The sequence below is a fragment of the Paenibacillus sp. J22P15 genome, from assembly GCF_056269345.1.
Map to the genome: position 1 here is coordinate 115,330 of NZ_JBWDNT010000011.1, position 24,117 is coordinate 139,446.

Annotated in this window: 15 protein-coding genes; 13 read left to right on the forward strand and 2 right to left on the reverse strand. The window is 42.5% G+C overall.

From position 1 onward, the window contains the following. Positions 1–133 precede the first annotated feature (133 nt). A complete protein-coding gene (locus tag AC0YN6_RS20630; RefSeq protein ID WP_475749133.1) occupies positions 134–1,984 on the forward strand; it encodes an alpha-1,3-galactosidase-related protein in 1,851 nt (616 codons plus the stop codon). 49 nt (positions 1,985–2,033) lie between these two features. Here AC0YN6_RS20630 and AC0YN6_RS20635 read toward each other — a convergent pair whose 3' ends face one another. Beyond that, positions 2,034–3,593 (reverse strand): response regulator transcription factor, encoded by a 1,560-nt coding sequence (locus AC0YN6_RS20635; protein WP_475749135.1) that lies wholly within the window; start codon positions 3,591–3,593, stop codon positions 2,034–2,036. After that, the gene (locus AC0YN6_RS20640) at positions 3,590–5,422 is read right to left on the reverse strand and encodes a sensor histidine kinase (RefSeq protein ID WP_475749137.1); all 1,833 of its coding nucleotides are present in this window, start codon (positions 5,420–5,422) and stop codon (positions 3,590–3,592) included. The genes AC0YN6_RS20635 and AC0YN6_RS20640 overlap by 4 nt, the downstream gene beginning before the upstream one ends. 183 nt (positions 5,423–5,605) lie before the next feature. On the opposite strand from AC0YN6_RS20640, the gene AC0YN6_RS20645 reads away from it, so the two are divergent. The 12 genes from AC0YN6_RS20645 to AC0YN6_RS20700 all read left to right on the forward strand — a co-directional run bounded on the left by AC0YN6_RS20645 (position 5,606) and on the right by AC0YN6_RS20700 (position 23,404). Beyond that, complete coding sequence (locus AC0YN6_RS20645; protein ID WP_475749139.1) at positions 5,606–6,946, forward strand: ABC transporter substrate-binding protein; 1,341 nt, start codon at positions 5,606–5,608, stop codon at positions 6,944–6,946. A 91-nt stretch (positions 6,947–7,037) separates the two neighbouring features. Then, on the forward strand, positions 7,038–7,916 hold the full coding sequence (locus AC0YN6_RS20650; RefSeq protein ID WP_475749142.1) for a carbohydrate ABC transporter permease: 879 nt from the start codon (positions 7,038–7,040) through the stop codon (positions 7,914–7,916). A 1-nt stretch (position 7,917) separates the two neighbouring features. Then, complete coding sequence (locus AC0YN6_RS20655) at positions 7,918–8,742, forward strand: carbohydrate ABC transporter permease (protein WP_475749143.1); 825 nt, start codon at positions 7,918–7,920, stop codon at positions 8,740–8,742. 80 nt (positions 8,743–8,822) lie between these two features. Continuing rightward, on the forward strand, positions 8,823–11,255 hold the full coding sequence (locus tag AC0YN6_RS20660) for a glycoside hydrolase family 95 protein (RefSeq protein ID WP_475749145.1): 2,433 nt from the start codon (positions 8,823–8,825) through the stop codon (positions 11,253–11,255). A 155-nt stretch (positions 11,256–11,410) separates the two neighbouring features. Further along, the gene (locus AC0YN6_RS20665) at positions 11,411–11,659 is read left to right on the forward strand and encodes a hypothetical protein (protein WP_475749147.1); all 249 of its coding nucleotides are present in this window, start codon (positions 11,411–11,413) and stop codon (positions 11,657–11,659) included. Further along, positions 11,656–11,988: a hypothetical protein gene (locus tag AC0YN6_RS20670; protein ID WP_475749149.1), complete on the forward strand. Its 333-nt coding sequence runs from the start codon at positions 11,656–11,658 to the stop codon at positions 11,986–11,988. The genes AC0YN6_RS20665 and AC0YN6_RS20670 overlap by 4 nt, the downstream gene beginning before the upstream one ends. Positions 11,989–12,026: 38 nt before the next feature. Next, positions 12,027–12,269 carry a Spo0E family sporulation regulatory protein-aspartic acid phosphatase gene (locus AC0YN6_RS20675; protein WP_475749150.1) on the forward strand — a complete coding sequence of 81 codons (243 nt, stop codon included), beginning with the start codon at positions 12,027–12,029 and terminating at the stop codon, positions 12,267–12,269. A 1-nt stretch (position 12,270) separates the two neighbouring features. Continuing rightward, positions 12,271–12,489, forward strand: a complete 219-nt coding sequence (locus tag AC0YN6_RS20680) for a glycoside hydrolase family 98 domain-containing protein (RefSeq protein ID WP_475749152.1) — start codon at positions 12,271–12,273, stop codon at positions 12,487–12,489. 344 nt (positions 12,490–12,833) lie between these two features. Then, on the forward strand, positions 12,834–18,767 hold the full coding sequence (locus AC0YN6_RS20685) for a discoidin domain-containing protein (protein WP_475749153.1): 5,934 nt from the start codon (positions 12,834–12,836) through the stop codon (positions 18,765–18,767). Positions 18,768–19,045: 278 nt separating this feature from the next. Then, complete coding sequence (locus tag AC0YN6_RS20690) at positions 19,046–20,194, forward strand: S-layer homology domain-containing protein (protein WP_475749154.1); 1,149 nt, start codon at positions 19,046–19,048, stop codon at positions 20,192–20,194. A 722-nt stretch (positions 20,195–20,916) separates the two neighbouring features. Continuing rightward, positions 20,917–22,452, forward strand: a complete 1,536-nt coding sequence (locus tag AC0YN6_RS20695; RefSeq protein WP_475749155.1) for an ABC transporter substrate-binding protein — start codon at positions 20,917–20,919, stop codon at positions 22,450–22,452. Between the two features lie 634 nt (positions 22,453–23,086). Beyond that, on the forward strand, positions 23,087–23,404 hold the full coding sequence (locus AC0YN6_RS20700) for a hypothetical protein (RefSeq protein WP_475749157.1): 318 nt from the start codon (positions 23,087–23,089) through the stop codon (positions 23,402–23,404). Positions 23,405–24,117 lie beyond the last annotated feature (713 nt).

Below are 24,117 nucleotides of genomic sequence, written 5' to 3' on the forward strand. Positions count from 1 at the left end.
AGAACAATCTTAGACACCTATGTTAGATCCCGAGTCAAAAAAGTATAACGAAATAAGCAAAACTTATGTATTTATTTACTTGTCAGATAGACATTAAAATAATACTCATCTTAATGTGAAAGGATGCATTTTCATGAGTGTCATCAATCTGGTAACAGAAGCCGAGAAGATTACAATAAATGTCATGGATTACGGTGCACTACCCGATTCTTGCAAAGATTCCACAATGGCAATTCGCCTTGCCATCCAGGCTGCTTCACGCGTCAATGGTCCCGTTATTTTATATTTTCCTAAAGGGCGGTATGACATCTATTCTCATCAGGCCATACGAGTACCCTACAATATCTCGAATACGGCTAGCGAGGAAGAAGTATCGGATATTACAAAGACGATTGGGCTTTACTTTGATCGCCACCGACAATTAACCATAGAAGGAAACGATTCGTTGCTGATGTATCATGGGAAACAAACCATGATTGCATTCGAAGCTTGTGAGTTTGTCACAATACAAAATTTGCGGATTGATGTTGCAAATCCAACGATGGCGGAGATGACTGTTCTAGCCGTAGGTGATCATTATATCGACATGCAGGTCCATCCGGATTCGAGGTATGAAATCTGTCAAGATCGCTTATTCTGGATTGGCTCAGGTTGGCGTTTTCTTCACGGATATATGCAGGAAGTTGATCTAGCTTCCAATATGACCTGGAGAGCTGAAAATTTGTGTGAGACTGCGAGTAAAGTCGAGGAGATTGCTGCGAATCATTTAAGATTCCATTTCATTGACCTGCCATCCGTTCCGGTAGGAAGAATTCTTCAAGTCAGAGACGGAATACGAGATCAAGTCGGGGTTTTCATTCATAGAAGCCGCCATATTTCATGGAAGAACGTAAGTATTCATTTTATGCATGGTCTTGGCGTTGTGAGCCAATTTAGCGAGGATATTACATTCGATAATATCGATCTATCACCACGCACAGAAACTGGACGGACTGCTGCCGCTTTCGCGGATCTTATGCATTTCTCAAGTTGTAGAGGTCTGATCAAAATTGAAAATAGCAGGTTCATGGGATCCCACGATGATGCAATTAATGTCCACGGTACGCACTTGCAAATTGTTGAGGTTCTGGAAAAACAACGTGTCATCGTTCGTTTTATGCATCCACAAACCTATGGTTTAGATGGTTTCTATCCTGGAGATGATATTCACTTTGTCAGAGAAAAAACATTAGCTGTATTTGACAAGAATAAGGTGACTGCCGTACATCGAATTAGTCCCCGCGAACTGCTGCTAACCTTGGAGAAACCTGTTCCTGAAAACATTGTCTCTGGTGATGTAATCGAAAACGTAACTTGGAATCCGGATGTCGAGATACGTAACAATCATTTTTCCAGAATTCCAACCCGCGGCATCCTTGCAACCAGTTCCGGACAAATCTTAATTGAAGATAATCTGTTCGAACGTATCGTTATGAGCGGGATCCTGATTGCGAATGACGCGAGTAGCTGGTTTGAATCCGGGAGGGTGAATGATGTTACTATTCGTAGAAACCGATTTATCGAATGCGGGGGCAGAGAGCATCCCGTGCTCTACATCGTGCCCGAAAACAGCAGCGTCGATGTCAATCAACCAGTTCATGAACATATTCTTATTGAAGATAACTACTTTCAACTAACGGATTCTCTACTTCTACACGCAAAAAGCACGAGAGATTTAATGTTTCGAAATAATAACATGATGAAGTCGGATGCCGTACAAGCTAGAAATATCTTGAGATTGAACGGTGGGATTGAAATGACGGATCGACAGATTGGTGACGATACATTGATATCTCTTCAAGGTTGCAGCGAAGTAACGATCAGCGGCAACAAAATGCCTGAAGAAGACTTCCCGCGTCAAATCCAAATCATGAATATGTCACAACAAGAAATACTTATAGATGCAAGTCAGAGGTTAGAATTCCAGTATGAAGACGCATTTTAATAAGAAGCTGCTTCCCGTTTTAGGTGGGAGCAGCTTCTTGTTTTGTACCTTATAGATTTGTCGTCACATATGCATTTTTATATTCAGATGGCGTTAATCTGGTCACTAATTTGAATACTTTGCTGAAGTAATAAGGATTGCTATAGCCTACCATATATCCGATGTCTTTAAATTTATGATTAGATGGCTCCAATATGAGCCGTTTCGCTTTTTCAATCCTAAGCTGCGTTAAATATTCGATTGGAGAAATCCCTTTTATTTTCTTGAACTCCCGGCTTAGAAATGAAACATTAAAATTGACCATATCCGCAATATCCGCGATAGTAAGTTCATCTGCCATATGGTCCTGAAGATATTGTTCCACAATTTCAATTGCATTTTTCACGGAATTTGAACCAGAATCCAAACTTCCTTTAGCGTGATGGAAAAACTTCTCGAATAGAAAGGAGACATTTCGAAATAATGATGGATAATCTTTTGAAATCGAGATGACTTCATCGAGTTCTAATTTTAGATCGCGGCTCACGATATTTTGTTGCAGCATAGCTTGGCACATGCATTGCAGCATATGCGTTAAGCATAACTCGATGCTTACTTGCGACAATGTAGACCTTTCCCAATCAGCTAGACATAACTTGATTTCGCTTTGAAAGGCTTCTTTATTATTATTTTTCATGAAGGATAGAAGCTTCTGTTTATCAAACGATTTATCCGGATCGATCAGATTCGGAGCATTCAAAGCATAGTCACTCACTTGAATAAGCTTCGGCATTCCGAAGACCGCATTATTGATTAGTATCATCCTCGTTAATTGATATTCAAGCTTCAAATTGCATAGTTTCTCTACACGGTTACTCATTGCAAAAGTAAAAAAATGCTCTTGTTGTTGACTAAAAGCTTGGTAAAACGCATCGTATAACGATTCCGTAGGGAAGGGACTCTCTGTCTCACACCGAAATACGACGACAATCTCATTCATGGCTTCTCCATCAAATACCCATGCATTATCGTAAGGAATATCTCGATGATTGGCGAGAAATCGCGGCATGTCAAACTTAAACCAGACATCATGATACGGATTCGCAAGATCAATTTGAAATTTAGATATGGAACCCACACAGATAATTAATACGCGGTATGCTTTATTTTCGGGTTCCAAAATATACTGGTCTGGCGAAATATGTCTGCCTTTTAGTAAATCAGAAATGTATTGCTGCTCCGTAGCACCATATTGTGATAGTGCCAGATGCGTTACACGGTCCAACACCTCATCCATCGCTTGTTGGGTGACAGGCTTTAGTACATATTCCTGAACGCCTAGTTGAATCGCTTGCCGAGCATATTCAAAATCACTATAACCGCTAATAATAACGAATATCGTTTCTGGACATGCTTGTTTGAGCTGCTTAATCAGCTCTAACCCATCCATTCCCGGCATCCGAATATCCGTAAAAACGATATGTGGTTTAAGCCGAAGGCACATTTCAAGTGCGGTCAAACCATCTGAGGCTTCACCAACTACATGGAGCTGTGAGCTATACCCTTCAATTTTCTTGACTAAATTTCGAAGTATTGGATGTTTATCTTCTGCAACGATGACATTAATCATGATGAAATATCATTTCCTTCCTTAGTTGATCTGACACCAAAGACAATCTGGCTTCCTTTAGGCTCTAAATTGGTAATATCGTAATAAAAATCCTCACCGAATTGTGTAAGCAATCGGGCATACGTATTCAAGATTCCCATGCCTGACACTTGCAGGTTAGCGACCAGCTTGCCTTCCATAAAATTATTCCTATAGGCTGAAATGGCATTTCGCAATTCTTCAAGAGGCACGGCGGCAAATCCTGATCCGTTATCCTTAATCCTGATGCACCAATCGGATAGTCCGTGAAATTGACCATCGATTTCTATATGCCAAGGGGGCAGACAGGTATCAAATCCATGATTTATTGCGTTTTCTACGAAAGGCTGAAGCGAGAGCTTGGGAAAGTGGAGTAGGGTCATTTCATCCGGGATACTCACTTGATACAACAAGCTCTCATCATAATGAAGTTTCATTAATTCTAGGTAATAAATGGAATATTTAATCTCATCAGCCAATGTAGCTGTTGATCGAGAGGATGAGCCGCTGTATCTCATCATCTCCGATAGTCGGTAGCACATATCTGCTGCGACCATGGAATCCGTCTCTTCGCAATGAACAGCTATCACGTTCAACGTGTTAAACAGAAAATGCGGATTGATTTGCGCTTGAAGCGCCGAATAATTCGCTTCGATGCTTCGGATCCGGGACTCATATTCGGTATTGATCGCAAGCTTGAGCTTATCAATCATCTGTTCGAAGGAACGATTCAATATCCTAATTTCATCATAATCACGATTTTCTTCGATAACAAGACTAAAAGATAAATTATTCAAGCTTATAGACCGAACTGTTTTCGTCAGTGTTAACAGCGGTTTGATCAATTTACCAATCGCAAAATAATAAATGACAACAACGGCAAACAAGATAAGCAGCCCGATCATCAACAAGGTTAGACGATAGTGGCGTAAATTTTGCTGCAGCATCACACCGTCATCCATTAGGACTGTCGTCCAATTTAAGTAGTTTGACGTATATGCGCTAATCAGTGAAGAACCGCCATCTAGCTTCTGCGCGCCATTCCATAACGTTTTCTCTCGTATACGTTGTTTAAGTTGTTTCAGCGTATTCAGGTCATTTGCGCTCGTATTCGTCAACACCGGAAAAATGATTTCGCCGTCCGCGTTTAAAATGTATATTTTCTTATCAAAGGATTGACTATGAATGGTTGTAATCTGCTCTAAGCTTCGGTAAGGAAGTTGAATCTCGACCATTCCGAAATCGGTGGAATAGGGCGTGCTAAATTTCCTAACGACGGAGATGACAGACTCTGGCGTTGTGGTCCAAGCATCGAGATGCGGGGGCAGGACGGCAACCTTGCCATTTCTAAATAACTCTGCCATTTTGGTAGAGTTTGTATATGGCTCAGGGATTTGTTTAACAACATTATCGGCTCTAAAATAGGAGTAAAAAATAGGTTTGTCTGCATTAAACACGACGACTTTGTACAGATCATTGACAACGTTATAGATCGCATTCAGATTGTGAGCGAGTCTAGACAGCGCGACGTAACTGTCATTTTCGTTCGCAGCGCCGCTAATCTCTACCATGACGTCCAAATTCTCTTGATTGTTAGTAAATCCTAATGCAGCATAATCGAGCTGTTTGTATAACATATCCACTTGATCGGAAATTTTCTGCGTTGTTGGAACTAAGCCGGCAAGTTCCGTTTTTAATAATGATGATTTCATGGAGGAATAAAGGTATATCATGAACGAGAGGAGTATAACGAAAAACACGATCATGATCGTAAGCATGAGTTTGTTCTGCAATCTGAGTTTTTGAAACATATCTCTGCTCCTCGAATTGGAATATTCGTGTTATTAAACAATAATTAAACAACCACATTATAATCAAAAATATATAAATTTGATAGTCAGAATTCTATATTTCATAACTAAAGCGCTAGCATTATATTTAACTTATAGATTTCAATCTACAACATTGAGATCAACTAAATAGGGGGTCATAAGATGAACAGATTTGCAAAGAATAGCTGGTTGTTGCTCATGTCGAGTCTAATGGTCGTATCATTGGCGGGATGTGGAGCAGGATCATCCAACAATGCCGCAACTTCATCGGATTCGGGAACGAGTGCGGGAGAAACGGCTGCTGTGCCGGACAAGAAAGAACCGGTAAAGATTAGTTACATTGGAGCAGCAAGCCAACTGGCTGTAGGCGGCATTAAGGATTTAATCGCGAAATGGGAGCAAAAAACAGGGAACAAAGTGGACATTCAAGCAATACAAGATGATCAGTATGACAACCTTGTCAAAGCGAAGCTTTCAGGCGACGGAGATGTTGATATCTTCTTCGGTTCGTACCAGAAGTATGATGTTCCAAACCAATTGTTGGAGATATCCGGAGAGGGCTTCGAGAGCCGAGTTAACGATGTCGTTCTTAATTCCCTTAAATATTCAGATGGAAAGATCTACGCATTCCCTTACCCATCTCAGCTCGGGGCATGGGGCGTATTCTACAACAAAAAAGTGTTCTCCGACTTGGGGCTCTCTGTTCCTAAAACAATCGATGAGCTGAATAAAGATTTGGAAGCGATCAAAGCATCCGGCAAAACGCCATTCTATTTCGCCGCAAAAGACGGCTGGACGCTTCTGCAGCATCGAAACGCAGTAAACGGTATTCTAGGCGGCGCAGATCCACAGGTTTGGGATAAGTTGAATAAAAACGAGATTCAATGGAAGGACATCCCGGATTTTGTAGAACAATATAAACAAGTAGAGGATTGGGCGAAGAAAGGATATTTCAACAAAGACTTGTTTACAGGAACCTATGAGAAACAACAGCAAGCCCTTGCTAAAGGCGACGTGGCGATGGTCATCCAAGGAGGTTTCTTTGTTCCTGAAGTTCTAAAGCAAGACCCGAATGCTCAAATCGGATTCTTCCCTTTACCAAATAAGGATGGATCAGAGACGATTGTGATAAATGGCGGAACGCAAGTATTCATCGCGAAGAGCAGTAAACATCCAGAAGAAGCGAAGGATTTGTTGCGCTTTATTACGGATAAGGAACAGGCGCAATCTGCTTTGGAGCAAGCACCAGGGATTAGCCCATTTAAAGATATCGATGTATCGGATAAAATGCCTGAAGCGATGAAAGAAGTCCAATCGTTCGTTAATACTGGAAAGATCGCTAGACACGGTGATGACGCTTACGTTGTCCCAATGCCATATGACGATTTGGTAGCAGCGTATATGGAGCTCTTGGGTGGAAAAATTACAACGGATGAATTTGTGCAAAAACATCAAGATATGTATACTAAAAACGCAAAAATCGCAAAAATTCCAGGATTTTAAACCTTAATTTCAATAGCATAAAGAATAGGAACTATATCTATGAACGAATAGGTATAGTTCCTCCTTTAAGAGTATGGAGGAAGAGAAGCTAATGCAGGACACTTACAAGAAAAAGACATATCCAGTATATTACTTAATCCCAATCATACTGATTTTCACTGTTTTTTACATCTCGCCAGCAGCGATAGGCTTGTTCTATTCGCTAACAGACGCAAGTATCAAAACTTCCGGGGTTCATTTCGTAGGGTTCGAGAATTATAAGACGCTGTTCAGTGATAGCGAAGCTTTCTTATTGAGTATTTGGAATCAATTTAAATTCGCCATTCTCGTCGCAGTAGGGAAGACGGTTATCGGACTTTTCCTTGCACTTCTTCTGAACAGGAAGTTTAAGGGAAATCAATTTCTTCGCGCATTGATCTATATCCCGATTATGTTCGGCGTCATCATGGTTGCGCTCATCTTTAATTATATTCTAAGTTACGATGGCTTCTTGAATAATTTCTTAACCTCGATTGGACTGTCGTCGATCGCGAATGACTGGCTCGGAAGCTTCTCCATAGCCATGTATTCTGTTGTTGGCGTTGATGTATGGTTAGGCGTTGGCTGGTCTATGATGCTGATCTTAGCTGCGCTTCAATCCGTTTCGCAGGATTTGATCGAATCCTCCGAAATCGATGGGGCTGGCGCTTTTAGGAAATTTTTTAATATCACTCTGCCAAGTATCTCATCTACATTAAATCTTAGCATCCTATTATCCATTATTTCAGGGTTAAAAGCCTTCGATATTATTTATGCCCTAACTCGTGGGGGCCCCGGACATGCGACCGAAGTAATGTCTACCTACCTGGTTAAATCGATGTCATCTGGATCGATAGGCTATCCTGCTGCAATTAGCGTCATTCAATTCATCATTATTACGATCGTAGCGCTAGCGATTAATTCCTTTAGCAAAAGATCGGAGTCGAATTAAGATGAGTAATCGCAAAAACATCCTACAACTTGGTACCTATTTCATAGCCGTTATCGTTTTTCTCATCTATATGGTTCCATTTCTTCTCATATTAATCACTTCGGTGAAAAGCGAAGCTGAATCTAAAATTATGGATTTTACGCTGCCTTCAACATTTCATATCGAGAATTTTATAACGGCATTCCATGAAGGACAGATATGGAGAGGACTAACCAACGGATTATTTGTCTCTGTGACTGTAACTTTCTTGACCGTCATTTTATGTTCATATTCCGCGTTTATTATGCAACGCCATCGAACTCGTTTCACTAGCTTTACTTATAAATATCTGCTCGCTGGGATGATTGCTCCCTTTTCATTTATACCAGCCATTAAATTGCTTCAAATTTTGCATATGGGCAACAATTTTTCTGGATTAATCATGGTTGATTTAGCGAGTCAAATTCCATTTACGATTCTCATTTACTATAGCTTCGTTCATGGCGTTCCACGCGAATTAGACGATGCGGCGAATGTTGATGGGGCTGGACCGATTCGAATGTTCTTTCAGGTGATTTTCCCGTTATTAATGCCCGTCGTATCGACGAATATCGTTCTGACCTTTACGAGCATATGGAATGATTTCGGAAACGTACTTTTCCTTGTACCCAAATCGTCCATGTGGACGATGCCAATGGGTGTGTTTAACTTCCAGCAGCTGTACTCGTATAACTATGCTCTTGTATGTGCTTACATCACAATTGCACTGATTCCAGTTCTTATTATTTACCTTCTTGGGCAGAAGTATATTATTTCGGGAATGACGACAGGAGCGGTCAAGGGTTAATCCCTATGATCGCTCCAAACGAGATAAAGCATAAATTATTTAAGACAATCCCTCAAAATCTGTATAAGCAGGAGGCTATCATGATTGAGTCAAGAACGAATTCAAGCCAAACACTTTGGGACGATAAACCGGCTTCATCGTGGGAAGAAGCATTTCCCATCGGAAATGGGTTCATGGGAGGAATGGTATACGGGGGTATTGATAACGAGCGAATCGATTTAAATGAAGATTCCTTGTGGTCAGGTTTCGCTAGGGATACGAACAACTATGATGCGATTCGCCATCTAGAACAGGTCAGAGACCTGATATTCAAGAAAGAATATAAAGAGGCTGAAGAAATTGTAGAGCGGTATATGCTTGGACCATGGCATGAATGCTATTTGCCATTAGGCAGTCTGGACATTCAACACATTACACGAGTTGAAAGCGCTTCAGCATATGAACGCGCGCTACATCTGACAGCAGGAGTCGCGACTACCGTCTTTTCCATAGATGGTGAGACGTATTCAAGAGAAGCGTTCATGAGCGCCGCGGATCACTGTATGGTTGTAAGATTAACGAGCTCCAAGCCAGAGGGAATATCGATCGCATTAAAGTTAGATAGCCAGCTGAATCATGATATCGAATATGACGCTCGTTCATCGACGTTTAAACTTATTGGCCAATGTCCTAGCCATGTTGAACCGAATTATATCGAAGATCATCCTCATCCGATCATTTACGAGGAAGGGAGGGGACTTCGTTTCGTAACGGCTATGAAATGGATTACGGATCAAGGGAATGTTCAATGGAATGAGCAGGATTCGGTTATTGAGATTCGAAATGCCAATGCCGTGACGATATTCGTCTCTGCTGCCACTGATTATTCAGAGCTACATTCGGAAGGCTATGACCGTGATCTAAATCTCAAAGATTTAGTACAAAGCTTGCTTGATCACAATTGCAAGATGACTTATGAAGCATTAAAGGCTAGGCATACCTCTGAATTTGAAACGCTATCAACCAGAGTTGAACTATCTTTGGAGCATACGGATATTTCTGAGCTGCCAACAGATCGCCGTTTACAAGCGGTCAATCAAGGCGCTAGAGATCCTGAGTTGGCAGCTCTTTATTTTCATTATGGACGCTATTTGCTAATCTCCAGCTCAAGGGAAGGCTCTCAACCCGCTAGTCTGCAAGGCATTTGGTCTCGTGAAATTAGAGCCCCATGGGGGAGCAATTGGACCACAAACATCAATGTTCAAATGAACTATTGGCACGCCGAGACGACCAATCTAGCAGAATGTCACCAGCCATTGTTCGCATGGATCAAACGGTTGGCACAACATGGGAAGAGGACGGCACTTATTCATTATCAATGCAGAGGTTGGGCAGCGCATCATAACGTGGATCTCTGGATGGATTCTTCACCGGCGAGCGGGCAAGCGGTATGGGCATTTTGGCCGATGGCAGGCGCGTGGCTGTGCAGTCATTTATGGGAACATTATTGTTTCAACCAAGATGAAACATTCCTGAAGCAAGAAGCATTCCCGATTATGAAGGAAGCTGCGCTTTTCTATCTGGACTGGTTGATTTCCGATAACGAAACGGGATACTTGATTACAAATCCTTCAACCTCTCCCGAAAATAAATTCATTACATCTGATGGCGAGCCTTGTGCCATCTCAAAAGCAGCGACGATGGACCTGGTACTGATTCGTGAATTATTCACGCAATGTATTGCCGCGATTGAAGTTCTAAATCAAGATTGTGAATTTGCACTGCAACTAAAAGAGGCGATATCCAAACTTCACCCTTTACAGATTGGAAGCGACGGTCGACTGCAGGAATGGCTATATGAGTACGAAGAGTGGGAACCGGGACATCGGCATTTATCGCATCTTTATGGCATGTATCCGGGGTCCAGTATTCAAATAGACCGTCATATCGAACTAAGCGATGCCATTCGTAAATCCTTAGAATATCGAATGCTACACAGTGGCGGTCGTACAGGCTGGAGCTGTGCATGGGCGATGGCTTTATGGGCAAGACAGCGGGATGGGGAGAGAGCGCACGACAATATGCTTGCTTTATTCAGCAACTCGACCTTCACGAATCTATTCGACGGTCATCCATATATGGTCGATACACGAATTGATTATACCCGATCCATCTTTCAGATTGATGGAAACTTCGGGACAACCGCTGCGATTGCAGAAATGCTCTTACAGAGCCATACAGATGAAATACTTCTTCTACCTGCGCTTCCTGCCGCATGGTCAAATGGAAAGGTTCGCGGCCTCCGAGCCAGGGGCGGTGTTACGGTAGATATGGAATGGCACAATGGCCAACTGACGGAAGTGCATTTGAAATCGGATCGTGGAGGCCTTTACCGTGTTAGATCTGTTGTCCCCCTTAAAACTAATATGGATATCAATCAAATCGTGCGTACCTACGATAGCTATCAATATAAATTTCAACTTCCAGCACACCAGGTCGTAAGCATGAGAGCGATGAAGCCCGCAAACCGTTAATTCTAAGAGGGGGTGAATATGGCAAGTTCAAAAATGATTGGTTCTAGGCGATAAAAATAATGCGAAATGGGAGCTGAAGTTCAAATGACTACGATCAAAGCACGGATGTACTTATAGATATTATTTTCACATCATGTCTATTGCTGCTTAGCTTCATGAATGATTTCATTTCACAAGCAAAAGCAGAGTCCGCAATGCGTGTAACGGTAAACAATACACATCCCTTGAACATGATTGGGTTCTATTACACGGTTTCTTCAACATTAACACAACTATGGAAATCAATACTCGAGAACCAGACACCTTATTCTACGAATCTTCTCATTGCAGAAAATCATCTGGATAACACTGATATCGTTAAAAATTTGATTACTGCACGACTGGATGGGCCTTGTGGGGTGTGAAGAGCGTCATTATCCTCGTCGTTTTTGGACGACTATTCGAATTACTGATTTATACCGCTGTCGCCCCGATACCGATATCAACTTTCATCCATGACTCCATTTCGGGTACAGGAAAAAAATTCATTATGGATTATGCGGCCGTTTGCCTGCAGGGCATTATTATTATCGGGTGCGTCATCTATGCTGCGATTGCAACTAATGTTACTTTTGGTTCTTTTACCGGAAGTGGTGGAAACATTGCGATATGGAAAGGCTTGTTATCGGCTATGGCATTGTTACTTGTCATTGTCAAATCAGGTTCATGGGCAAGGAAATTGACAGGCGCATAATTGGAATCATGAGAGTACGGAAAAGGACGTGAATACGAATGTGCGTGCTTCAAAAGCGAATTGAAGAAGCTAGGGACGAATTGTATCAACTTGTGGAGCAGTACGGTATAAATGCTCCTCAAGTGGTGGAACAGTCGCAGAGGCTAGATGATTTGCTAGGAATTTTCAATACCATTTATGTAAAATCCACTAATCGACGGACTAATCCAGATTTAGAAATCCAGAAGCCATATCGATCCGCGGAAGCCATCAAAATAGTTCTCAGTCATTCGAAGATTTAACATGGTTTCTCAATACGGCGGACTATTCGTATGGTCGGATACGAACATCTTTAGCCCGAATGGAACGATGATGGATTGGATCCAGAATAATCCGAATTTAATCAATGCCATGAGAGCACATAAAGAGAATTTTGCTTTTCTGTATAAAGAATCATATACAGAGCGATCAACCGAAAGCTTAGGCTTAGGATTATTCCTTGCCGACTTAGCTGGGAATTAGGGAACCAGCTCGGATTGGTGACAATGGCAGCTAGCAGGTTACGGTGAATTGTTCGGTGGATGGAATCCTTCGAATGGGGAGTGGAAGCAGATCTTCACGTATCCCGAATCACAATATGTAATGGATATGATTCGCGCTGCCAGTGAAGGTGCGACAATTTTCAAGTCGCTCTGCGAAAGTTAAGGTTTTGATAATATTTTACAAAACTCAGTTAATAAATCCTGTGACTTTTTAGAAGAACATTCTTGATTTTTCGTGCAGAAAAAAATTAACCAGTCAAGTCCCAATTTAGGTATAAGGATTATCGTGGTTGGTAACTATTTATTATTTTATGGAGGATTATCATGAGAGAACTGATGCAAAAACCTTTGCGCCGCATTATTAGTGTGATTCTGATAGTATGCATGTCGTTTTCAGCCTTTCTAATTTCACCTATATCGCCGACAGCATTTGCGGCTGAAAAAGACGAGAGCAATAAAGACGTGAGCAATAAAGACGAGAGCAATAAAGCGCCAATGCGGCGGGTGATCGATAATGAACATCCCGTGGACCTGTTTACGTATTATCCTGACAACGGTTTCCCTACACCGAGTACTACTAACGAAGGCAAAAATGATCCGACACTTAAGAGTGGCGAATACGATGATAACATTAATAGAATCGAAGATATCATCGCTGCAACGCCGGAAGATTTGAGAGAATCTTTAGTTATTCTATTAATCGCCGGAGGAAACAGAACGGTTAATCCAGACGGTACCTACAATTGGACAGCCAAAAATAATGACTATACGCAGACGATGCAGACATACTATCAATTAGCGGATATCTGCGAAGAACTCAACGTAGACTTTATCATTCAGCAAATACAGGGTGAATCAAGAACTGATGCTTTCATTCCTATGGAAGAATTCCAACACATGGCGGACAACTACGAGCATTTTATCGGTTTCAATATGGCGGAGCTTGATAACAGTATGGGTTGGCGCGGAGACGTGTATGGCAATCAGTCTACGTATATAGCCGACGCGATTAACTTCTCTGCCGAAAACGGAATGTTCGTTTTCTGGAAAGATTCAAACAACGGCCAGTTCAAAAACGGATTGTTTTTCGATTATTTGCAGGATAACCAGTATCTGTACGATTCGATGCAAGCAAATTCAGAAAACGTTGTTCTGATGTACAAGCAAAGTTTTATTGATATCGAAACCGCTTCCACAATTCTGGGACTTTGGCTCGGGGGATTCGCTGATAACTGGGGCATCGCGCCTGACTGGTGGGGATATGGCAACGTAACGAGCATTAACGGCGCGGGGCCCAGCAGAACGAATGCGCCTGATACGCAGTACGCCATGAATCTGATGCGATCCTTGATGAACGGCGGCACGGTTACAGCCGTTGAAGCGGGCTATTATGCGATGAATACGTATGGAACACGTATCGCTACGGCTATGAATGTCATTTATCCTTTATATCAGGATATTGAGCATGGTCGGCTTTCCATTCCGTCAAAAGAAGAAGTCCTTGCCAACACTCAGGCCGTAGCTCTCGGACGTGCAGCGTATGGCGGTATGGGTGACGGTGGCGGTGACATAAGGAATTATACAGACTTTACTTGGAAGCCTATCGACCCTACACTGAATGGAATTGGTGTAAATCAGGCTACGGGTAAATATGGCTTGATTCCCTCTTTGCCGTTGAATACTGACGAAGAAGTGTTACAGCTGTTCCGCGATGCAGATATCGAAATCGTTACGAAGCAACAGGATCAGTCGTATTACGACACGCTCTATCCCGATAACACATTGCCCGGTACAACGGCGTTTGCACAGAACGTGGCGGAAACACAGTGGTGGTTCATGAACAGCACTTATGTGAGTGAAACGTATGCGCGAACGAATAAGGACAGAATGCAGACGGCAAAAATTGTGCCCGTTGAAAACAAGACAACAAGCGTGGATATCACGATGCCCATCGCCGGCTTCGGATATATGAACGAGTCGGAAGAGGGTATGAACTTCACGTTCAACAACTATATCATCGACCACCGTAATATGCCCGGAGGATATCAGTGGCCACCTTTCTATAGTCTTGCTTATAGAAAACAGGCGGACGGAACATACGCTGCTAGAAACGACGATAGCCTTGAAACGTCTGGCCGTAAGACTACGATTAAGTTGTATAACCAGACTAAGAAGCCGGAAGTTACATTTATCGATTATGACCCTGCCGTTTACGGTATCGAAGACATTTATGAAACGCCCAAATATGAACATAAAGAATTGTTTGAAAATGGCGTGTATACGCTGGAAATTCTCCACAACGGGAAGGTTGATTTCAATATTACAACCTATCCTGATGGCTCAGCCAAGAAAGAGCTCGGGTTGAATTACGCCATGGCGGAAGCGTTGCGTGCAGAAATCGTGAAAGCGCGCGCTGTTGATACAAACGGTAAAACTGCAAGCTCGGTTCAGCTTTTGACGGATACGATTTCGAAGGCGGAAACGGCTTTGGACGAAATGAATGCGGCGGTCTACTCAACGATATTAGACAGACTACGCTATGCGGCGGGAAAACTAATTTCGAGTGCAAATGCATCCGCAACGACGTCTATTGTATCAAGTGCTACTAACGACAGATTGGAATTAAGTAAATTTAATAAGACTCCTGCCAAGTTAAAGATTACAGGCTTTACACCCGCAAATCCGAAAGATGTTTTTCTTTCTTACGAGGTAAATGGTGATTCTGCTGAGGTAAAACAGATAACGAATTATGATTATGAGATTACGCCCAAAAAGGCGGGCAAGCTCACAATCACTTTCAAAACGACATCTGGAACTAGTCCGGAACTGGTCGTAACCGTTGAAGTATATGAGTCGGCTCTGGTCTACCGCAACGTTGCCGAAAACGCTACGGTCATCGGTCACGGAAAGTTTGAAAACGCCCAGAGTCTTGTAAAACCCGGCCAATATGGATCTCTTCATACTGGACTGACTGAGGGTAGAAACTATAAGCAGAGCGAATTGCCTGAAGGAGAGAAATTGTGGCAGGATATCAGTTCTCCGACCAACGCTGACGGTTCACCGAACACGACAGGAACTTTCGCGGACGATTACTTTATTGTCGACCTTGGCAAGGAGTTTGATATCACTGAAATCAATTACGGCGTCGGGAATACTGCCCATCACAAAGGCACTGTTATGATTTTAGGTAACTCCCCCGACTTTTCGAAGCTTTGGAATCAAGCACCTACAACGAAAGTGGCCAATGCTGGTTTAGATAAAAAGGATTGGTATATTGCTTGGATGACTGAAGGATATGATACTAACGTACCTACAACGATTTTTCCACAATTTGGTGGAGCGATTATGAATTATAGCGAACAGCTGCCCAATTATCATGATCAAGCAAGTGGTTATACGTGGAATGCCATCGGAAACAGAACTTTTTCATCGGATTTCAATAAAATACAGTCCGCCGATTCTGGTCACAATCCTCCCGATGCGCGTTCTTGGTTGAGAACGGAAGGCAACAAATATCGTTATATTCTTGTTACTTCAAGAGCGAGCGCCAGCAATGGTGATTTCGCGAGAGTGAACATTAATCTCAAGGTTATGGCGAATGACACCACTGATATCAGCAGCAACAATTATGAAGCATTGCAGGAGCGTCTTAATGAAGCGAAAGAACTCGAAGAGGGATATAAACACGACGGAAGCTATAAGTATTCCCCATATTCGAGGCTGAATCTTACGCAGCAGATATCCAAAGCGATTTATATTTTCAGCCAGAAAGATGTGCATAACACCATTTACAGTCAGGTAGATATTGATAAAGCTGTGGAAAACTTGGATGTCGCAATGAGCCTGCTGGTCGAAATAGAGGGTCTGCATGGGCTGATCCAGGATGCTTGGGAAATCATACAAGATGCTGGATATGTGTACGGCGGGGGCGTTTATGAAAATTACGGAACAAACGGAACCAAGTTTACTGGCGGACCGACAAACGTTTATTTGACTAATTTGAAGAGTGGTCCATTCAACAGAGACGAGTTTGTCCAGCTATACCGCGATTTGCAATACTTTATGTGGTCGTATCGTGCACCTACTAGCGTATGGACGGATATCGTGCCCGGTAATCTAAAATCGAACATAAGATTGAATAATTCGGGCGATCTGAACTTCGGCAAAAACGAAAGATGGACGATGGAAAGCGTAACTGCAAAGCAGAAAGAAATAGACGAGGTGAGCGAGCTTTTGCAGGCGCGCATTAACGAAGTTAAGGCAACGGATTGCAGAACGCTTATTGATGAAATCGCGGCAATCGGCGAAGTTACACTCGATAAGGAAAGCGCTGTTAGAGCGATTCGTGCCCAATATGATGCTTTGACGGATACGCAGAAAGAGTGGATCACCAACTACAACGTGCTGATAGAGGCGGAAGATAAGCTTGGGATAGGCCCGAAGCTGAGCGCCATCACGGCGCCTGGCGATATTACGGGACTGCCCACTGGGACAGCCAAAACGGCGGCGGCGCTAGGTTTACCTGCCCAAGTCGTCATAGTAACGAGTACGAGGAATATGAATGCCAATGTAACATGGAATGTAGATGCTTCAAACTATGATCCTACTGTAATGACAACACAGACCTTCACTGTAAATGGAACTGTAGCTCTGCCAACAGGGGTGGCAAATCCGAACAACGTGCCATTGACAACAAGCATTAGCGTAACAACGGTTATGAGGATCCCGCAGTCTCAAATGACGGCAACGGCGACAAGTCAGGAAACTGCTGGGGAAAACAATGCAGCATCCATGGCAATCGACGGAAACCCACAGACGCTTTGGCATACAAAGTGGAATAAATCTGACGTTCTCCCTCAATCGATTACCTTAAACCTTGGAGGAACCTACAAAATCGATAAAGTCACTTACTTGCCAAGGCAATCAGGAGGCAGCAGCAACGGAAATATTACAGGCTATAACGTATTTGTAAGTACGGATGGAGTGACCTTTACTAAGGTTGCAAGCGGAACTTGGACAAACGACAATGCGGAGAAAGTAGCAACTTTTGATCCGACAGATGCATCATATGTCAAGCTCGAAGCAACGGCAGGCGTTGGCGGCTGGGCAGCGGCTACGGAGATTAATGTCTTTGAAGCTGCGAACAGCAAAGTCTTTACAAACATCACAGCACCTGCAGCTATTACAGGATTGATAAATGGCACGGAAAAAACTGCGGAAGCCCTTGGATTACCTGCAACCGTAGAACTGGTAACCGATAATGGAAACGTGAATGCCAATGTGGTATGGGATGTAGAAGCTGCAAACTATGATCCAGCCCAAAAGACTGAACAGACGTTCACTGTAAATGGAACGGTAACCCTGCCTCAAGGTGTGGTAAATCCGAACAATGTAGCATTGACAACAAGCATCAGTGTGACCGTGCAGGCAGCGCCAACAATACCTCAGTCTACATTGACAGGCTTACAGCAGGTGAAAGCTGGTCAAATATTTGATGTAAAGATGGGATTGACCGGCGTAACACAAAGCGTATACCAGCAAATGTATGCCCAAGATTTTACTCTACATTATAATCCAGCTAATTTGCAATTCGATTCGGTTACATCGCTGAAAGATGGATTCCAAGTCATTGCGCAAGAGGAGACAGCGCCGGGTCAAATTCGGATTATTGCTTCCAGCGTGGAAGCAAACCAAGGGGTACTTGCCCAAGGCGATTTGTTGACATTCAAATTTACAGCCAAATCTGCAACTGAGGCAACGACAATTACTGTCGACAATGTTGTGATTGCCAATGCAGAGGGGAATGAACTGCAGGTCGGCGGAGCCTCCCGCGAGATACAAATTAGTAAACTCGTTGATAAGTCGCTCTTGAATGATCAGATCGCAAGTGCTCAGGCTAAGCACAATGCTGCAGTGGAAGGAAATGGGGACGGTCTGTATGTGATTGGATCCAAAGCGCAATTGAAGTCGGCTATTGATGCGGCTAGCGCGATTGCAAATGATTCGAATGCTTCTCAGCAGCAGGTGGATAGTGCGAAATCCGCATTGGAAGCTGCAGTTCAAGCATTTGACAGTAAGAAGATTACCGCAGATGTCAATGGACAAAGCGGCGTCACGATTGGAGACTTGGCATTTGTTGCAGCGGCTTACGGCAAGCAACAAGGTCAAGAGGGCTGGAATGAGAAAGCGGATATCAATAAAGACGGTAAGATTAGTATTGAAGATCTCGCTATCGTAGCTAAAGCGATCTTGCAATAAAGCAATTTCAAACAATGGTAATGAATCGGGGAGGGGGAGAGCTATGCTCTCCCTTCATCGATTTGTAAGGAATACAGGTACGGAAAGCGTGGAAACGGTCAATTTGGTCGAAACCAGATACCACTCTGCCTGAATACACTGATGGGCAGCACTTTGGCTTTGGCGAAAGGAATGAATCTGTCTGCTTCGAAACCTCGAATTTGGTGAATATGTTCCACGACGAACTTATTGATTCCCTCTCCGCAATTAAGCCGAGTACAGAAAGGGCGAATTGTTCTATGATAAAAAAATTACTCGTATTTAGTCTGGCATTGCTTTTGACAGTACTCGTACTTCCTCAAGTCGAAACTCATGCAAGCTCCGGCCAGAGCTTTTCTCTGTCAGTTTCGGTTAAGAGCATATCCGTAGGCGATGACTTCCAAGTGATGGTGAGCGGAAAGAAGTTAAGCTATTTGTACGCATATGTAGTCAATTTATCTTATGATACCAGCCGATTGGTGTTTGTAAAGGGCGTTACCAAAGGCAGCGGCTTTGCCGTGGACCCTATTGTGAACGGAAATAAGATTCAAATCGCTCATACGCAATTAGGTAATACCGCAGGCCAGAACGGGGATGTAACGTTGGCTACGCTGACATTTCGTGCGGCTAGTCAGGGTAAGGCCGATATTGTACTGGACAGCGTGAAAATGGTGAATTCGCAGATCGCGACTACTGAAGTTTCAAGCAAAAGCAAAGTAACGGTGAATATAAAAGCGTCGAGTCATGCGGGCAATGTATTCAAGAGCGACATTGTTAATATAACAAAATTGGTTGATAGGATCTCGTCCAAAGTAGCGGAAGCTAATAAATCTGTTGTTAAGGTTGAAATGGCTGACATTAAAGGGCATTGGGGCGAAAAGACCATCGGTACGTTCTTGAAACTGAACTTTATCGAAGGGTATGGGGATGGAACGTTCCATCCTAACGGCAACATTACACGCGCAGAATTTGCAGCGATCATTTTCAGTGTATTCGATATCATCGGCGGCAATCAGTCGGTAGTTCTGAACGATATTAACAGCCACTGGGCTAAAGACGCCATTGAGAAACTAGCTAGTGCAGGAGTGATTACCGGATATGGAGACGGGACGTTCAAGCCGAACAAAACGATTAACCGTGAAGAAATGGTTATTATTCTATCCCGTATTGTGGACTTAAGCAAAGTGGACAAAGATGCTTCCAAGGGCAACTTTGCGGATATAGCAAGCGCAAGCTTTTATGCAGCAAACCAAATCAAGGATGCGGCAAAAGCAGGCATTATCAGCGGCAAGGGAAATGGTTTATTTGATCCGAAGGGCAACTCCACACGGGCAGAGGCGCTTACGATCGTTCTGAATACATTGAACCTTAACCCTCAAATAAAAACACTGTTGGACAGCTTGAAATAAAGCGTTACTTCAAATCTAATAAAAGGCACCGAACGTAAAGGTCAATTCATTGTAATATATTTTCAATCTGAGAACTTATCTGAACCATGCCGGAAGAATCATCATGGCTGTTTTTAGAGCACAAAACAAACAGTTTTTACTGGATGGAAAACCTTGTCTGGAGTTATCCATTATTTCCGTATCGTGCCTGAAGACTAGGAGGATCGGCTATTGAAGGACAAAGATTGACGCGGCTGTTAGCGCGGAGTTCTTTTCTGTAGAACCCTAATTAAATCCCTATAATCCTCTAAAACAGACAGCATGAATGTTATTACTCTAGAGGGGAAGATAAGTCTCATTTATACATATAAAAAGTACGACAAGTCTCATCATATGATATAAAAAGTCTCAGTTATTAGTATAATTTATGGGATTTTTTTAGGGTTTTAGTCTCAATTATAAACACTACGCACAAATCATCGGTTGAAAATTCCCGGAATTCACGAAAACGACTTGTAATTCCTAAATAATCTCGCGAACTGCATAAGTCATGTCTCCTTCTTTTTACACAATCAAATAGGTAGTTTGGTTTTATTTGTAATGTTTATAGTGTGTAAGAAAAAGTACAATTTGTGATATTTTTGTATGTTATCGTATGTTATTGTATTAGTTTTGAGTGTAAAACACCGTAAAATGCAGGCGTATTCATTCAAGCTTGATTCGTTAGAGGGGGGGAGAGGATCGTGGGAACGGAGTTTTGGCGGCCCAAATTAATATTAACTATTATGCTCATAGTAACCTCTTTGCTTTCGGGATGCGGTTCTAGCAAACCTGCGGAATTAACGGAAGATTTAAATAGAACAAAGCCTAAGGAACTTCCGTATGTGGAGTTGGATTATTACTTTCCCGCGCCTGCCCAAAAGGATTTGCAGGCAGTCAACGATGAGCTGAACAGGTTGATTAAGCCCCAAATCAATGCCACCGTGAAATTGAATGCGATCGATCTGGGTAATTACGATAAAAAGATGAGCTCGATTATCGCTTCGAGAAAAACGTTCGATCTAGCGTTTACGTCGACATGGATCAACAGCTATTTTCAAAATGCGTCCAAAGGAGCTTATGTCGAGATTGACGAATTGCTTAACCGTTATGGCGCCGGGACGAAGGCGGGGGTACCGGCTAACATTTGGGACGCGGTTCAAATAGATGGTAGGATGTACGGAGTCGTCAATTACCAAATCATGGCGACGAGCTATGGATTTGACGTGCAGAAAGAGATAGCGGACAAATACCATTTCGATTGGAAAAACGCGAAAACTCCTGATGATCTAGAGCCCTTAATGGAAGCTGTGAAAAAAGGCGAGCCGGACAAATTTCCGTTAGAGTATTCAATTACCGGAGACATCTTTATAGGAGCGGCGCCGCTATACGGCTTCGACGTTATCGGGGATCAGAAAATGCCCGGCTGGGTTCGCTTGAACGACAAAAATTTGAATGTCGTGAATCAGTACGAGTCGTCGGAATTCAAGGAATTTATCGCCCGTTCTAGAAAGTGGTATGAAAGAGGGTATTTCCGCAAAGACGCTTCCACAACGAAAGAGATTGCTGCTGACCGGAAAGCAGCCAGATATGCAATCGCGATGCCCGCTTATCAAACGTTTGATTCGACGGAAGATCCTTCCGTGCTCGGAGGACTAAGATCGATTACGGGCGTCGATTGGTACAGGAAACGTTTCACAAAGCCGATCATAACGACGGACCGAGCAGCTGCTGCGATTACGGCTATCTCGAGCACATCCCCGAACCCAGAGAGGGCAATGATGTTTCTTGAGCTGTTGAACAACGATCCGAAGATTGCCAACTTATTGAATTTTGGGATCGAAGGCATTCATTATAAGAAAATAACGGATACGCGCATTGAACGCATCAAAGATAGCGGATACAATCCGAATATTCCATGGGTGTTCGGGAACAATTTGATTTTATGGAAAACAGAGAACGATCCGGACGATACGACCGAGAAGTGGGATCAATTGAATAAAACTTCCGACGTATCCCCGATCTTGGGTTTCTCATTTAATCCGGAAATCGTCAAATCGGAAATGGAGCAATGTCATATCGTGATCGATCAGTATTTGTCCGCATTGACGACGGGGACTGCCGACCCAGACAAAATCTACCCCGAATTTATCGGCAAATTGAAAACTGCCGGCGTACATCAGGTGATCTCAGAAAAACAAAAACAGCTGAACGAATGGCGTGTCACCAATGGGAAATAATACGTTCGCAACTCAAGCCTTCAATTCCTCGATTCGACGAGTGGTTTTGAAAGCTTTTTTTCTAAGACTACTAACGTACAGCACTTGTTTTCTGTATCTCAAACAACTCATTAAGTTTACGCGAACTGCATTAGGCATGAACACTTTAATAGAATCTCGACTTTATTTGAAGTTACACGATCGAAGAAACAGGACGAGCCCATTTGTTGAAAATTAGCGAATCATGAAGGAGAGTAACGCTGCTTGATTTATTATCTTCCGAAATTATTCGACTTTAAAGGATAAAATCACATGTAAATGAAGCAAACAAACCTGTAAAGTTAACATCAAGAGCAAGCAGCACAGGAGCTTGAAAGAGGTGACACGATGAATCAACCGCTAGTAAAATGGAAGGAATCATTAAATATTTCGCCGGTGTTCATGCGGGTTTATTATGAATACGATATATGCCCATGTTCGACATTGGCTATTTTGGTATGGAGTAGTATGATTCTGCGATAAAAGCTGTAATGATGAAATTACACTTTACACTGATAAGGGTAAAAACAATTATTTAGGGTATTTTGAACTTCTGACGGAGTCTTGCCTCAAAAATCTAGTGAATAACGATCTTGATAAAATAGAAGATAAAGAAATGTGCGATGAAATTGAAGGCTTTTTAGTAGGCAGGAAGGATATTTATTACATTTATATATATCCAAGGGATAATGAAGATATTTTGCACCAAGTGGACCACTTTGCACCAATAAATGAAAAAGGTATTAAACCTATTTATATTTATATGTGGTCTAAGTTGTTAAATTATTGGGATATAGATGAAATCCTTAAAAGTATAGGAATACTTGCTAAAGATTTTTTACAAATGGATATTAAGAGTGTGGAACTGATAGAAATTCCGACATACGAAGAGACAAGATTATCATACCTAAGGGATTATGCACCATACATTTAAAATATTTTGAATCATTTCAGTGAACTGCACCATAAAATTATTGAACTAAACATTCCTGTTGAGGCTAAGAAATAGCTGCGGTTTTAATTTTACGATTAATTCAGCTAACAGGAGACGATAGCATTCCTGTAGAGTGTTAATTTTGACTCTTTCGGGGGATTTCACAAAGAAAGCACGTAGGACCGAGTTCGTTACCTAAAAGGGCTCAGACCCATCCGCTAAAAACTATCGGTCTTTACACACAAGCATAACGAAGGAATGTAAAGTCAGTGACCCGTAGAGATCCGGGAGGGTGAACCTCCAGGGGATTCGTGGAGTATGCGCGAAGTAGAAGTAGACTGGGGAATATCTCCTAACAATTCCTCTATTAACGCATGCCCAGCCAACCCCCTCAATGGGTATTAGCTGTGCTACTTCCTGAGATTGATCTGATTCAAGGTGATGAAATCCAACGAATGAGCGAGTATATGTGAAATAAACCCTTAAAACCGAGGGACGGGTAACGATAGCTTTGTCTCACGCTATGGGGTCAGTCCCATTCTATGCGATGAATCGTTGATCCTTTTTATTAATAAGTTAATTACCGTCAGCGCAACCTAAGCATGTAAGTGAATGCTTTTTGAAGAAAGCAATAAGAAATCATAGAATATCGTATAAATATGAGATTCTATGAAGGAAAACGATTGAAAAACTATTCCAGGCCTGACCAACTA